The sequence below is a fragment of the Streptomyces lusitanus genome, from assembly GCF_042647945.1.
Classification (GTDB): domain Bacteria; phylum Actinomycetota; class Actinomycetes; order Streptomycetales; family Streptomycetaceae; genus Streptomyces; species Streptomyces pseudogriseolus.
This window is the reverse complement of the sequence record NZ_JBHRWL010000009.1, coordinates 224,746-239,455: the sequence shown is the minus strand read 5'-3', so window position 1 is coordinate 239,455 and position 14,710 is coordinate 224,746. Positions and strand designations below refer to the sequence as shown.

The following is a 14,710-nucleotide window of genomic DNA, read 5'->3' as shown; positions in this document are numbered from 1 at the left end:
CCCGCGAACAGGGGCGGCCGACGGCCAGGTGACGGCTCGTCACCGCGTCACCGCTGCCCCGGGATCCTGCCCCGCGCGCTTCCCTGGCGCGGGATGCGGGCCAGGGCGTGCACCGCCGCCTCCGCCAGCGCCGGGTGGGCCAGGGCCTCGTTCAGTACCGGTTCCGCCCGGGGGTCGCCGAGGTCGCCCAGGCCCTCCACGCACGCGAGCGCGACCCGGCGGTAGGGGTCGTGCGGGCGCAGGCGGCGGCGGAGGGTGGTGATCAGGGCCGGGACCGCCTCGGGGGCGCGCAGGTCGGCGAGGAGGCGGACCGGGTGCAGGGCGTAGGCGACGCGGAGTTCGTTGGTGGCGAGGGCGGCGGCGGCGCGGGCGGTGCGCGGGTCGCGGAGGCGGGCCAGGGCGTGCGCGGCGGCGGCGCAGCGCGGCGGGTCGCGGTGGTTGAGGAGGAGCACCAGCGTCTCGAAGGCCCGCCGGTCGCCCGCCGTGCCCAGCCGGAACGCGGCCAGTTCCCGCGCCCACAGCGGCTGTCCGGGGGCGGTGAGGACGCCGGCCAGGAGGTCGTGGTCGTCCGTGGCGGCCAGCCGCTCGAACGCGGCCGTGCCGCCGGACTCCGTCCGTAAGCGCTCCGTGAGCGTTCGCAACTCTTCGTCCATGCGACGAGGTTAGGTCGATCACACGAGGCGCGGGAGCCACCTCACAAATCCAGGGGCTGGCGCGCTCGTTACCGGCGAGTTAAGCTCAGACGAGCGAGTTACCCACTCGCACCCTCCTCACGGCGGTCTGGTGACGCGGCCGTCGTGAGTCGCAGTCGGTTCGGTGCCCCCGTGTACCGCAGTACGGCTCGGCCCCGGGACAGGGCCGGTCGGATCCACCGCCGTTCGCCGGCGGTCCGGGCGTGTGCGCTCGCAGCCCGGCTCACACCCGCATCCCGCACGCACCCGGTGCGCCCTCCGGCGCACCCGGGCGCTGCTTTCGTCGTCACCCTCATTCCTGGAGTCCCGCGATGGCCACTCCCCTGTCCGACACCCCCTTGTCCCCGCTCCGCACCGTCGCCGTGGTCGGCCTCGGCACGATGGGCACCGGCATCGCCGAGGTCCTGGCCGCGGCCGGCCGCGACGTGATCGGCATCGACGTCAGCGAGGCCCAGGCGGCGAAGTGCGTCGCCGCCCTGGAGGCCTCCACCGCCCGTGCCGTCGAGCGCGGCCGGCTGACCGGGCCGCAGCGCGAGGAGCTCCTCGCCCGCGTCACCACCGGCACCGATCTGTCGGCCGCGGCGGCCGCCGACCTGGTGATCGAGGTCGCCCCGGAGTCGTACGAGATCAAGCAGCAGATCTTCCGGGAGCTGGACGGCGTGGTGCGGCCTCAGACCGTCCTGGCCACCGGCACCAACGCGCTGTCCGTGACCCGGCTGGCCGCCGACTCGGCCCACCCGGAGCGTGTGCTCGGCATGCACTTCTTCAACCCGGCGCCCGCGATGAAGCTGGTCGAGGTGGTCTCCAGCGTGCTGACCGCGCCCGCCGCCGTCACCGCCGTCACGGACCTCGCGCTGGACCTGGGCAAGGAGCCGGTGGCCGTGGGCGACCGGCCCGGTTTCGTCGCCGACGGGCTGCTGTTCGGCTACCTCAACCAGGCCGCCGCGATGTACGAGGCGCGGTACGCCTCCCGCGAGGACATCGACGCGGCGATGCGGCTGGGCTGCGGCCTGCCGATGGGCCCGCTGGCGCTGCTGGACCTGATCGGCGTGGACACCGCGCGCAGGGTCCTGGACGCCATGTACGCCGCCTCCCGCGACCGGCTGCACGCCCCCGCGCCGATCCTCAAGCAGCTCAGCGAGGCGGGCCTGACCGGCCGCAAGGCGGGACGCGGCTTCTACACCTACGAGGCGCCCGGCAGCGGCACGGTCGTGGAGGACGCCCTCACCCCGCGCGAGGACGGCCCCTCGGCCGCCGGCCGCCCGGTGCGCTCGGTGGGTGTGGCCGGTTCGGGCACGATGGCGTCCGGGATCGCCGAGGTCTTCGCCAAGGCGGGCTTCGAGGTCGTGCTGGCCGCCCGCACCGAGGAGAAGGCGCAGGCGGCGAAGGCCCGCATCGGCAGGTCGCTGTCCCGCTCGGTCGACCGGGGCCGGATGACCGCCGAGGCGGCCGCGGGCACCCTCGACCTGATCCGCCCGACCGGCACCTACGACGACTTCGCCGACGTGGACCTCGCCGTCGAGGCGGTCGCCGAGGACCTGGAGGTCAAGCGGCAGCTGTTCGCCACGCTGGACAAGGTCTGCAAGCCGGGCGCGGTGCTCGCCACCACCACCTCCTCCCTCCCGGTCGTCGCCTGCGCCCGCGCCACCTCGCGCCCGCAGGACGTGATCGGCATGCACTTCTTCAACCCGGCTCCGGCGATGAAGCTGGTCGAGGTGGTGCGCACGGTGCTGACCGCCGACGACGTCCACGCCACCGTGCGCGAGGTGTGCGCGAAGGTCCGCAAGCACGCCGTGGACTGCGGCGACCGGGCCGGGTTCATCGTCAACGCGCTGCTGTTCCCCTACCTGAACAACGCGGTGAAGATGGTGCAGGAGCACTACGCCACCCTGGACGACATCGACGCGGCGATGAAGCTGGGCGGCGGCTACCCGATGGGCCCGTTCGAGCTGCTGGACGTCGTGGGGCTGGACGTCTCGCTGGCCATCGAGAAGGTGCTGCACCGCGAGTTCCGCGACCCGGGTCTGGCCCCGGCGCCCCTGCTGGAGCACCTGGTGGCCGCGGGCTGCCTCGGCCGCAAGACGGGCCGCGGCTTCCGCGAATATGCCAAGCGCTGAGGCGTACCCCGGCGAGCCGCTTCCGGGCGGCGCCGAGTGGGGCGGGCTGCTGGACCCCGACCGGTTCCCGCCGCCCGCCCGCACCGCCCCTCCCCCGCCCCCCGAGGGCGGGGGAACCCCCGGTCACGCGCACCGTGCCGCGCGCATGCAGTACGTTCAGGGCATGTCCCAGTCCGCCAAGTCCGCACGTACGCCCGCCACGACCGAGCCGCCGGAGTCCACGGCCGGCTCGCGTGCCGCCGCGCAGCGGCTCAAAATGCGCCGGGAACTCGCGGCCGCCGCGATGGAGCTGTTCGCGACCAAGGGCTACGAGGCGACCACCGTCGACGAGATCGCGGCCGCCGCCGGGGTGGCCCGCCGCACGTTCTTCCGCCACTTCCGCTCCAAGGAAGAGGCGATCTTCCCCGACCACGACGACACCCTGGTGCGCGCCGAGGCGGTGCTCAACGCCGCGCCGGCGCACGAGCATCCGCTCGACACGGTGTGCCGGGGCATCAAAGAGGTCATGAAGATGTACGCGGCGCGGCCGGACATCTCCGTCGCCCGCTACAAGCTGACCCGTGAGGTGCCCACCCTGCGGGAGGCGGAGATCGCCTCGGTGGCCCGCTACGAGCGGCTGTTCACCCGGTATCTGCTGGGCCACTTCGACGAGCACGCCCACGACGACGACGCCAACGACGACCCGCTGCTGGCGGAGGTCGCCGCGTCCGCCGTGGTCACGGCGCACAACCACGTGCTGCGGCGCTGGCTGCGGGCGGGCGGCCAGGGCGACGTGGAGGCGCAGCTGGACCACGCCTTCGCGATCGTGCGGAAGACGTTCGGCACGGGGATCATGGCGGGCCGCACCGCGGCCCCGCAGCGGCCGCCGGCGGCCACGACGTCCGCGCACGGCGAGGTGCTGGTGACGGTCGCCCGCACCGACGCCCCGCTGGAGGAGGTCATGCAGGCCATCGAGCGGGCGCTCAAGGAGCGCTGAACCGCCCTCCGCCCCTGTGATGACGGCCACCCTTCGGGGTGGCCGTTTTGCCATGTCAGGGGCGCTTTTCGCCCGGCTACCGGAGGCGATTCGATCGATCATCGCTCATCTGATGCGTAAAGATTTCACCTGAGCCCAAGTTCTGGCACGCAGTGCCTTGCCGACTGACACGGCGTGCCATACGTTGAAGGAGTCCGGGCGAGTCCCGGCGGGTCCACCACCCGCACGCCCGGACGCCTGCGTCACAGGCAACCTCCCGCGCAACCACGCGCTGCCGAAGCACCACCGCCGGACCGACGGCACTTCCCGACCCTCAGCAGCACACCGACGTAACCCTCAGCGCCCCTCCCTCAGGGCGCCCATCGCCGGAGGCAACACCGTGACCGTCAAGGACATCCTGGCCGCGATCCAGTCGCCCGACTCCACGTCGGAGGACTTCGCCGCCCTGCCGCTCCCCGAGTCGTACCGCGGCATCACCGTGCACAAGGACGAGACGGAGATGTTCGCGGGCCTCGACACCCGTGACAAGGACCCCCGCAAGTCGCTCCACCTGGACGACGTGCCGCTGCCCGAACTGGGCCCCGGCGAGGCCCTGGTCGCCGTGATGGCCTCCTCGGTCAACTACAACTCGGTGTGGACCTCGATCTTCGAGCCGCTGCCGACGTTCGGCTTCCTGGAGCGCTACGGCAAGCTCAGCGAGCTGACCAGGCGCCACGACCTGCCGTACCACGTCATCGGCTCCGACCTGGCGGGCGTCGTGCTGCGCACCGGCCCCGGCGTCAACGCCTGGCGGCCCGGCGACGAGGTCGTCGCGCACTGCCTCTCCGTCGAGCTGGAGTCCTCCGACGGCCACAACGACACGATGCTCGACCCCGAGCAGCGCATCTGGGGCTTCGAGACCAACTTCGGCGGGCTCGCGGAGATCGCGCTGGTGAAGTCCAACCAGCTGATGCCCAAGCCCGGCCACCTCACCTGGGAGGAGGCCGCCGCCCCCGGCCTGGTCAACTCCACCGCCTACCGCCAGCTGGTCTCCCGCAACGGCGCCGGCATGAAGCAGGGCGACAACGTGCTCATCTGGGGCGCCAGCGGCGGACTCGGGTCCTACGCCACCCAGTTCGCGCTGGCCGGCGGCGCCCACCCGATCTGCGTCGTCTCCAGCGGGCAGAAGGCGGAGATCTGCCGCTCCATGGGCGCGGAGTCGATCATCGACCGCAACGCCGAGGGCTACAAGTTCTGGAAGGACGAGAACACCCAGGACCCCAAGGAGTGGAAGCGCTTCGGCAAGCGCATCCGCGAACTCACCGGCGGCGAGGACATCGACATCGTCTTCGAGCACCCCGGCCGCGAGACCTTCGGCGCCTCGGTCTACGTCACCCGCAAGGGCGGCACCATCACCACCTGCGCCTCCACCTCGGGCTACATGCACGAGTACGACAACCGCTACCTGTGGATGTCCCTGAAGCGCATCATCGGCTCCCACTTCGCCAACTACCGCGAGGCCTGGGAGGCCAACCGCCTGATCGCCAAGGGCAAGATCCACCCCACCCTGTCCAAGGTGTACGCGCTGGAGGACACCGGCCAGGCCGCCTACGACGTGCACCGCAACCTCCACCAGGGCAAGGTCGGCGTGCTCTGCCTCGCCCCCGAGGAGGGCCTGGGCGTGCGCGACCACGAGAAGCGGGCCCTGCACGCCGACGCCATCAACCGCTTCCGGAACATCTGAGGACACCGAGGTCATCGATGACTGAGCGTCAGAAGGACCGTCCGTGGCTCATGCGGACGTACGCCGGCCACTCGACCGCCGAGGCGTCCAACGAGCTGTACCGGCGCAACCTCGCCAAGGGCCAGACCGGTCTGTCGGTCGCCTTCGACCTGCCGACCCAGACCGGCTACGACTCCGACCACGTCCTCGCCCGCGGCGAGGTCGGCCGGGTCGGGGTGCCCGTCGCGCACCTCGGCGACATGCGCCGGCTGTTCCAGGACATCCCCCTGGAGCAGATGAACACCTCGATGACGATCAACGCCACCGCCATGTGGCTGCTGGCGCTCTACCAGGTCGTCGCCGAGGAGCAGGGCGCGGACATCACCAGGCTCCAGGGCACGACCCAGAACGACATCGTCAAGGAGTACCTGTCCCGCGGGACGCACGTCTTCCCGCCCGGCCCGTCGCTCCGCCTGACGACCGACATGATCGCGTACACGGTCTCCCACATCCCCAGGTGGAACCCGATCAACATCTGCAGCTACCACCTCCAGGAGGCCGGCGCCACGCCGGTGCAGGAGATCGCGTACGCGATGTCCACCGCGATCGCCGTGCTCGACGCGGTGCGCGACAGCGGCCAGGTGCCGCAGGAGCGCATGGGCGACGTGGTCGGCCGTATCTCCTTCTTCGTGAACGCGGGCGTCCGCTTCATCGAGGAGATGTGCAAGATGCGCGCCTTCGGGCGGATCTGGGACACCCTCACCCGCGAGCGGTACGGCATCGAGAACCCCAAGCACCGCCGCTTCCGCTACGGCGTCCAGGTCAACTCCCTCGGGCTGACCGAGGCGCAGCCGGAGAACAACGTCCAGCGAATCGTCCTGGAGATGCTGGCCGTCACCCTCTCCAAGGACGCCCGCGCGCGTGCCGTGCAGCTGCCCGCCTGGAACGAGGCCCTCGGCCTGCCCCGCCCCTGGGACCAGCAGTGGTCGCTGCGCATCCAGCAGGTCCTGGCGTACGAGAGCGACCTGCTGGAGTACGAGGACATCTTCGAGGGCTCGAAGGTGATCGAGGCCAAGGTCGAGGAGCTGGTCGCCGAGGCGACCGCGGAGATCGGGCGGATCCAGGAGATGGGCGGCGCGATGGCCGCCGTGGAGTCCGGCTACCTCAAGTCCCAGCTGGTCTCCTCGCACGCCGAGCGCCGCGCCCGGATCGAGTCGGGCGAGGAGAAGATCATCGGCGTCAACGCCTTCGAGTCCACCGAGCCCAACCCGCTCACCGCCGACCTGGACACCGCCATCCAGACCGTCGACCCCGCGGTCGAGGCCCGGGTGATCGCCTCGCTCCAGAACTGGCGCGACACCCGCTACCAGCCGCCGTTCAACCACCCGCGCCCCTGCAAGGCTCTGGAGAAGCTGAAGGAGGCCGCGCGCGGCACCGACAACCTGATGGAGGCCACCCTGGAGTGCGCCCGGGCCGGCGTCACCACCGGCGAGTGGGCCGGCGCGCTGCGCGAGGTGTTCGGCGAGTTCCGCGCCCCGACCGGGGTGTCGTCCGCCCCCGTGGCGGTCCCCGCCGAGGAGGGCTCCGCCCTGTCGGAGGTCCGCCGGAAGGTGGAACGCACGGCGAAGGACCTCGGCGTGGGCAAGCTGCGCTTCCTGGTCGGCAAGCCCGGCCTGGACGGTCACTCCAACGGCGCCGAGCAGATCGCCGTACGGGCCCGCGACGCCGGGTTCGAGGTGGTCTACCAGGGCATCCGGCTCACCCCGGAGCAGATCGTGGACGCCGCGCTGGCGGAGGACGTCCACGCGGTGGGCCTGTCGATCCTCTCCGGATCGCACGCCCAGCTGGTGCCGGACGTGCTCGAACGGCTCCGTGTGGCCGGCGCCACGGACATTCCCGTGATCGCCGGTGGCATCATCCCCAGCGGTGACGCCGAACAGCTGCGGGCCGCGGGAGTCGCCGCGGTCTTCACCCCGAAGGACTTCGACATCACCGGGATCATCGGCCGCATCGTCGACGAGATCCGCACCGCGAACAAGCTCGACCCTCTGGAGGTCCCCGCATGACGACCGTCAATCGCCCGCCCGTCTCCCACCACCACCCTCAAACGACGCCCCTGCGGGACGGCACCTCCAGACTGCGCCCCCGCCGCTCCTGTCTGGCGGTACCGGGAAGCAACCCGCGCTTCCTGGAGAAGGCGCAGGGCCTCCCGGCGGACCAGGTCTTCCTCGACCTGGAGGACGCCTGCGCCCCGCTCGCCAAGCCCGAGGCGCGGCACACCATCGTGAAGTTCCTCAACGAGGGCGACTGGACCGGCAAGACCCGCGTGGTGCGCGTCAACGACTGGACGACCGAGTGGACGTACCGGGACGTCGTGACGGTCGTCGAGGGGGCCGGCCAGAATCTCGACTGCGTCATGCTGCCGAAGGTGCAGACGGCCCAGCAGGTCGTCGCGCTGGACCTCCTCCTGACCCAGATCGAGAAGACCATGGGCTTCGAGGTCGGCCGGATCGGCATCGAGGCGCAGATCGAGAACGCGCAGGGCCTGAACAACGTCAACGAGATCGCCCAGGCCTCCCCGCGCCTGGAGACCATCATCTTCGGCCCGGCCGACTTCATGGCCTCCATCAACATGAAGTCGCTGGTGGTCGGCGAGCAGCCGCCCGGCTACCCGGCGGACGCCTACCACTACATCCTGATGAAGATCCTGATGGCCGCCCGCGCCAACGACCTCCAGGCGATCGACGGCCCCTACCTCCAGATCCGCAACGTGGACGGCTACCGCGAGGTCGCGCAGCGCGCCGCCGCCCTCGGCTTCGACGGCAAGTGGGTGCTGCACCCCGGCCAGGTCGAGGCGTCCAACGAGATCTTCTCGCCCTCGCAGGAGGACTACGACCACGCCGAGCTGATCCTGGACGCGTACGAGTACTACACGTCCGAGGCGGGCGGCAAGAAGGGCTCCGCGATGCTCGGCGACGAGATGATCGACGAGGCCAGCCGCAAGATGGCGCTGGTCGTCGCGGGCAAGGGACGTGCCGCCGGCATGACGCGCACGTCGACGTTCGAGATCCCGGAGGCCTGACCGACATGCAGTTCGGACGCACCTACGAGGAGTTCGAGGTCGGCGCGGTGTACAAGCACTGGCCGGGCAAGACGGTCACCGAGTACGACGACCACCTGTTCTGTCTCCTCACCATGAACCACCACCCGCTCCACATGGACGTCAACTACGCGGAGCAGACGACGGACTTCGGAAAGAACGTCGTCGTCGGGAACTACGTCTACTCGCTGCTGCTCGGCATGAGCGTGCCGGACGTCTCCGGCAAGGCGATCGCCAACCTGGAGATCGAGTCGCTCAGGCACGTGGCGCCGACCTTCCACGGCGACACCATCTACGGCGAGACGACCGTGCTGGACAAGTGGCCGTCGAAGTCGAAGGACGACCGCGGCATCGTGTACGTCGAGACCAAGGGCTACAAGCAGGACGGGACCCTGGTCTGCGTGTTCCGCCGCAAGGTGATGGTGCCGACCGAGACGTACATCAAGGAGCGCGGCGGCGAGCAGCCGGGCCGCCCCGAGCTGAGGGAACAGGGGAAGTAAGCCATGGCCCGTCTCGCCCAGACCGCCGGTCTGACCGACGTCCAGCAGGAGATCCTCTCCACCGTCCGGGACTTCGTGGACAAGGAGATCATCCCGGTCGCGACCGGGCTGGAGCACCGCGACGAGTACCCGCAGCAGATCGTCGACGGCCTCACGGAGTTGGGCCTGTTCGGCCTGATGATCCCCGAGGAGTACGGCGGCCTGGGTGAGTCCCTTCTCACGTACGCGCTGTGCGTGGAGGAGATCGCGCGCGGCTGGATGTCGGTGTCCGGCATCATCAACACGCACTTCATCGTGGCGTACATGCTCAAGCAGCACGGCACCCAGGAGCAGAAGGAGCACTTCCTTCCGCGCATGGCGGCCGGCGACGTCCGCGGCGCCTTCTCGATGTCCGAGCCGGCCCTCGGCTCCGACGTGTCGGCCATCACGTCCAAGGCGGTGAAGGACGGCGAGGAGTACGTCCTCAACGGCCAGAAGATGTGGCTGACGAACGGCGGAACCTCGTCCCTGGTGGCCGTTCTCGTCCGAAGTGACGAAGGACACCCCGAGGGCACCGCGCCCCACAAGTCGATGACGACCTTCCTGGTGGAGAAGGAGCCCGGCTTCGGCGAGGTCCGTCCCGGCCTGACCATCCCCGGCAAGATCGACAAGATGGGCTACAAGGGCGTCGACACGACCGAGCTCATCATGGACGGCCTGCGCGTTCCCGCCGATCGGGTGCTCGGCGGCGTCACCGGCCGAGGTTTTTACCAAATGATGGACGGGGTCGAGGTCGGCCGCGTGAACGTCGCGGCGCGTGGCTGCGGCGTCGCGCAGCGTGCCTTCGAGCTCGGCGTCCGGTACGCCCAGCAGCGTCACACTTTCGGCAAGCCGATCGCTCAGCATCAGGCCATTCAGTTCAAGCTGGCGGAGATGGCTACCAAGGTGGAGGCCGCGCATGCCATGATGGTCAACGCAGCGCGCAAAAAGGACTCCGGGGAACGAAACGACCTTGAGGCAGGGATGGCGAAGTACCTCGCCTCCGAGTACTGCAAGGAGGTCGTGGAGGACGCCTTCCGGATCCACGGCGGCTACGGCTTCTCGAAGGAGTACGAGATCGAGCGCCTCTACCGGGAGGCACCGATGCTGCTGATCGGTGAGGGCACCGCCGAGATCCAGAAAATGATCATCGGTCGCCGACTGCTCGAAGAGTATCGATTCCAGGGCTGACCGGGGTCGGATGTCCGGATACGGGGTGTTTTCTTGAGGAAGAGGATCACACCCCGTATGCGTTCTTCGGCCGCCGACTTGGTTGCCTGGCTTACCCAGTTGCGGCCCGGAGCCGCTACGATCGCCGGAAAGCCGCCGTCCCCCGCAGTTGCGCGGCATCATCCGCTACGAAGGTCATCCATGCCCCACAGCCAAACCTCTGCACACCGCGACAGCCTCGCCGGCGTACGCCTCGCGCGCGGAGCATCGCCGTGGCTTCTGCCGACCGTCGCCACCGCAGCCGTGAGCCTGCTGCGCGCCCGCCGCTCGGGCGCCGCCAAGGCCGTCGCCGTCCCCGCCACCGCTCTCGCGGCGGGGATGCTGTGGTTCTTCCGCGACCCCGAGCGCGAGATCGCCCAGGGCCGGGTCATCTCGCCCGCCGACGGTGTGGTGCAGAGCATCATGCCCTGGAAGGACGGACGCACCCGCGTCGCGATCTTCATGAGCCCGCTCAACGTCCACGTGAACCGCGCCCCCCTGGCCGGCACCGTGACGTCGGTCGAGCACATCCCCGGTGGCTTCGTTCCCGCCTTCAACAAGGAGAGCGAGAACAACGAGCGCGTGGTGTGGCACTTCGACACCGAGCTCGGTGACATCGAGATGGTGCAGATCGCCGGCGCGGTGGCCCGCCGCATCGTCCCCTACGTGCCCCAGGGCACCAAGGTCGAGCAGGGCGAGCGCATCGGCCTCATCCGCTTCGGTTCGCGCGTCGACATCTACCTGCCCGAGGGCGTGGAGGTCGATGTCGAAGTGGGCCAGAAGACCGTGGCTGGGGTGACTCGCATTGACCGTGGTTGATCCCGACACACAGGCCGGCTGGGTGCCGGAGGCCGACGAGGACGACGACGAGGAGATGCCTCTGTCGCTGCGCCTGTCGATAGCGGACACCCTCACGCTGGGCAACGCCACCTGTGGCTTCATGGCGGTGTACTTCACCACCACCGGCATCCTGATCCCGCACCTCCAGGGCAGCCAGGAGTCCGGGATGGCCCGCCACAGCGCGGCCACCGCGGTCATCCTGATGCTGTGCGCGGCGGTCTTCGACCTCTTCGACGGCCTGGTGGCGCGCAAGCTGCGCTCCTCGCCGATGGGCGCCGAGCTGGACAACCTCTCGGACCTGATCAGCTTCGGCCTGGCCCCGGCGTACTTCGTCCTCGTCTACGGCATGGTCGCGGACGACGCGCACCAGAGGGTGGCCGCGGTCGGGGCGATCGTGGTGCTGCTGGCGGTGGTGCTGAGACTGGCGCGGTTCTCCTGCGTCACGGTGAAGGACGGCACCTTCCAGGGCATGCCGTCGCCCTTCGGGGCGCTGACGGTCGTGTCGATCGTGCTGCTGGAGCTGCCGTTCGTGGCGACGCTGCTGGCGATCATCGGCACGGCGTGGCTGATGGTGAGCCGCGTCGAGTACCCGAAGCCGCGGGGGCGCCTCGCCGTGGCGATGCTGTCGTGGATCGTGCTGTCGATGGGGCTGCTGGCGGCATGGGCCTTCGACGCGCCGAGCGGACAGCTGCTGCTGCAGACGGGGTGTGCGCTGCAGCTGGTGATGGGGGCGGTGATCCCGCTGTTCGCGACGGCACGGCGGGTGAACAACTTCCGCGACAACCGTCGCGAGGCGCGGGCGGCGCAGCTGCCGTAACACTGCCGCTGGGCTTTGTGGGCCCCGGACCCGGGTTGGGTCCGGGGCCCACTTGTTTCGCCCCCGCCGCCCCTTCCCTTCCCGTCCCTGGGGGCTGCGCCCCCAGACCCCCCTTGTCGGCCCTGGCGGGCCTCGTCCTCAAACGCCGGACGGGCTACAAGTAGCCCCTCCGGCGTTTGAGGAGCGGGGTCCGGGGCGGAGCCCCGGGGTCGGGAAGGGAAGGGGCGGCGGGGGCGAGGAAACCTCAGGTGAGGTAGTCCCGGGCGATCCGCTCCCCCGTGCGCTCCAGGAGGGACCCCGCATCGGCGATGCACACCGCCACGTCCGGTTCCAGGTCCGTCAGGGCGTAGGCACGCCGAATGCCCGCCTTCCCGAGAGCCTCGGCCGGCAAGGCCAGCCGCCCGCACACCGCGACCACGTCCTTCCCGGCCGCCCGCGCCGCCGCGGCCACCCCCGCCGGCGCCTTCCCGTGCAGCGTCTGCTCGTCCAGCGATCCCTCCCCCGTGATCACCAGATCCGCCCGCTCCAGCGCGGTGGCGAACCCCAGCACGTCGAGCATCACCTCGATGCCCGGCCGGAACCGCGCCCCCACCAGCAGCGCCCCGAAGCCGATGCCGCCCGCCGCGCCGGCCCCCGGCGACGCCGCGAGCGCGGACGCGTCCAGCACCTTCGCGTAGTGCGCCAGCGCCGCGTCCAGCCGCTCCACGTCCTCCGGCGAGGCGCCCTTCTGCGGCCCGTACACCGCCGCCGCGCCCTTCGGCCCGGTCAGCGGATTGTCGACGTCGCTCGCGAGCACGAACTCGACCGACCGCAGTCGCGGGTCGAGCCCGGACAGGTCGGCCGACGCCAGCTCCGCCAGCGCCGCGCCGCCCGGCTTCACCTGCTCCCCCGACGCCGTCAGGAACCGCGCGCCCAGCGCCGCCAGCATCCCCGCCCCGCCGTCGGTGGTCGCGCTGCCGCCGACGCCGAAGACGACGCTCCGCGCCCCCGCGTCCAGCGCGGCCCGCAACAGCTCCCCGGAGCCGTAGGTCGACGCGGTGAGCGGCGCGAAGACGCCGTCCGGCAGCCGCTGCAATCCGCTGGCCTCCGCCATCTCCACGACGGCGGTGCCGTCCCGCAGCGCGTAGGCGGCGGTCACCTCGTCGCCGAGGGGTCCGGACACCCGTACCTCGTGCCGTTCGAACCCGGCCGCGACGGCCGCCGCGACGGTGCCGTCGCCGCCGTCGGCCACCGGCAGCGCCTCGGCACCGAGGTCCGGCCGGACCCGGCGCAGCCCGGTGATGACCCGCTCGGCGACCTCCACGGCCGTCAGCGACCCCTTGAACTTGTCCGCGGCGACCAGCACCCGCTGTGCCGACGGCGTCGTACGCGTACCGCTTCCCGAAGCGTCCGCCACTTGCCTTCCCCTCGCTCATCGGGCCCCGCGCGCACGGCGGGACCAGTCGCGCCGCTGCGACCCTAACCGCAGGGCGCCGTGCCCGTCATGCGGTGACCGGCCCATGGACGGGCCTGGACGGTCGTGAACGGTCGCGGACGGGCACGGAACCGCCCGGAAACGGGTACACCGGTGCCATGACCGCCACGACCGACGTGACCACCGCGACCGGGCTCGCCGACCGGGTCCTCGGGGGCTGGCTGGGCCGGATCGCCGGCAACATGCTCGGCAAGCCGGTGGAGCAGGGCGAGGTGTGGACGCGGGACCGCATCGACCGCTACCTGCGGGCGACGGACGCGCTGCCGCTGACCGACTATCTGCCGGGGCCGCCGACGATGGAGGACGAGCGGGCGCTGCGCCCGGAGTGGCGGACGTGCGTCCGCGGCCGGGTGCACGGCAGCTGCCGGGACGACGACGTCGACTACGCGATCCTCGGCCTGCACCTGCTGGAGACCCACGGCTTCGGCTTCACCACCGAGCAGGTGGGTGACCTGTGGCTGCTGCGGCTGCCGTACCTCCAGACGTTCACGGCGGAGCGGGCGGCGTACCGGAACCTCGCCAACGGGCTGCGGCCGCCGGTGACGGCGACGTACGAGAACCCGTACCAGGAGTGGATCGGCGCGCTGATCCGCGCCGACGTGCACGGCTGGGTCTCGCCGGGCGCGCCGGGCCGGGCCGCGGCGCTGGCCCGCAAGGACGCGGTGCTGTCCCACACGGGCAACGGGGTGTACGGCGCGATGTGGGCGGCGGCGCTGGTCGCGGCGGCGTTCACGGCGGCGACGGCGCGGGAGGCGGTGGACGAGGCGCTGGGGGTGGTCCCGGCGAGCAGCAGGCTGGCGCGGACGGTGCGCCGGGTGACGTCGCTGCACGAGAGCGGGCTGCCGTGGGAGGACACGCTGGCCACGCTGGAGGAGGAGACGACGGGCCTCGGCTGGATCCACACGGTCCCGAACGCGGCGGTGATCACCGCGGGGCTGCTGTACGGCGACGGCGACTTCTCGCGGACCGTCGCGCTGACGGTGCGGGGCGGTCTGGACACGGACTCCAACGGCGCGACGGCCGGTTCGGTGGCGGGGGTGATGTGCGGGGCGGCGGCCGTGCCGGACCAGTGGAAGGAGCCGCTGGAGGACACGGTGCGCAGCGCGGTGTTCGGGTTCGACGGGGTACGGATCAGCGAGCTGGCGGAGCGGACGCTGCGGCTGGCGCGGGCGGAGGTCTGAGCCCCTGTCGGCGTCGGTGTGCTCCGGCGTGTGCGCCCGCCGTGTCGATCATGGGACGGCGTGTGCTGCCGTGCGCCGGGCGGG

12 protein-coding genes are annotated in these 14,710 nt (G+C 71.2%); 10 read left to right on the top strand and 2 right to left on the bottom strand.

Features of this window, described 5'->3' with window-relative positions; genetic code table 11:
* Positions 1 to 47: 47 nt before the first annotated feature.
* Positions 48 to 653, bottom strand: coding sequence for an adenylosuccinate lyase (locus tag ACFOSY_RS16730; protein WP_394307609.1), 606 nt, complete (start codon positions 651 to 653; stop codon positions 48 to 50).
* 350 nt (positions 654 to 1,003) lie between these two features.
* On the opposite strand from ACFOSY_RS16730, the gene ACFOSY_RS16725 reads away from it, so the two are divergent.
* The 9 genes from ACFOSY_RS16725 to pssA all read left to right on the top strand — a co-directional run bounded on the left by ACFOSY_RS16725 (position 1,004) and on the right by pssA (position 11,971).
* A complete protein-coding gene (locus ACFOSY_RS16725) occupies positions 1,004 to 2,809 on the top strand; it encodes a 3-hydroxyacyl-CoA dehydrogenase family protein (protein ID WP_394307608.1) in 1,806 nt (601 codons plus the stop codon).
* A gap of 163 nt (positions 2,810 to 2,972) precedes the next feature.
* Positions 2,973 to 3,785, top strand: a complete 813-nt coding sequence (locus ACFOSY_RS16720; RefSeq protein WP_394307607.1) for a TetR family transcriptional regulator — start codon at positions 2,973 to 2,975, stop codon at positions 3,783 to 3,785.
* Positions 3,786 to 4,164: 379 nt separating this feature from the next.
* A complete protein-coding gene (gene ccrA / locus ACFOSY_RS16715; protein ID WP_394307606.1) occupies positions 4,165 to 5,508 on the top strand; it encodes a crotonyl-CoA carboxylase/reductase in 1,344 nt (447 codons plus the stop codon).
* A 17-nt stretch (positions 5,509 to 5,525) separates the two neighbouring features.
* Positions 5,526 to 7,553, top strand: a complete 2,028-nt coding sequence (locus tag ACFOSY_RS16710; RefSeq protein ID WP_394307605.1) for a protein meaA — start codon at positions 5,526 to 5,528, stop codon at positions 7,551 to 7,553.
* Entirely contained in the window at positions 7,550 to 8,569 is a 1,020-nt protein-coding gene (locus ACFOSY_RS16705; RefSeq protein ID WP_394307604.1) for an HpcH/HpaI aldolase/citrate lyase family protein, read from the top strand. The genes ACFOSY_RS16710 and ACFOSY_RS16705 overlap by 4 nt, the downstream gene beginning before the upstream one ends.
* Positions 8,570 to 8,574: 5 nt before the next feature.
* A complete protein-coding gene (locus ACFOSY_RS16700; protein WP_394307603.1) occupies positions 8,575 to 9,087 on the top strand; it encodes a MaoC family dehydratase in 513 nt (170 codons plus the stop codon).
* A 3-nt stretch (positions 9,088 to 9,090) separates the two neighbouring features.
* Complete coding sequence (locus tag ACFOSY_RS16695) at positions 9,091 to 10,296, top strand: acyl-CoA dehydrogenase family protein (protein WP_394307602.1); 1,206 nt, start codon at positions 9,091 to 9,093, stop codon at positions 10,294 to 10,296.
* 180 nt (positions 10,297 to 10,476) lie between these two features.
* A complete protein-coding gene (locus ACFOSY_RS16690; RefSeq protein ID WP_026243357.1) occupies positions 10,477 to 11,133 on the top strand; it encodes a phosphatidylserine decarboxylase in 657 nt (218 codons plus the stop codon).
* A 22-nt stretch (positions 11,134 to 11,155) separates the two neighbouring features.
* On the top strand, positions 11,156 to 11,971 hold the full coding sequence (gene pssA, locus ACFOSY_RS16685; RefSeq protein ID WP_026243358.1) for a CDP-diacylglycerol--serine O-phosphatidyltransferase: 816 nt from the start codon (positions 11,156 to 11,158) through the stop codon (positions 11,969 to 11,971).
* Between the two features lie 244 nt (positions 11,972 to 12,215).
* Here the strand turns inward: pssA and ACFOSY_RS16680 are convergent, their stop codons facing one another.
* Positions 12,216 to 13,316 carry a glycerate kinase gene (locus ACFOSY_RS16680; protein WP_394307762.1) on the bottom strand — a complete coding sequence of 367 codons (1,101 nt, stop codon included), beginning with the start codon at positions 13,314 to 13,316 and terminating at the stop codon, positions 12,216 to 12,218.
* A gap of 227 nt (positions 13,317 to 13,543) precedes the next feature.
* Between ACFOSY_RS16680 and ACFOSY_RS16675 the strand changes: the two genes are divergently transcribed.
* Positions 13,544 to 14,626 carry an ADP-ribosylglycohydrolase family protein gene (locus ACFOSY_RS16675; protein WP_394307601.1) on the top strand — a complete coding sequence of 361 codons (1,083 nt, stop codon included), beginning with the start codon at positions 13,544 to 13,546 and terminating at the stop codon, positions 14,624 to 14,626.
* Positions 14,627 to 14,710 lie beyond the last annotated feature (84 nt).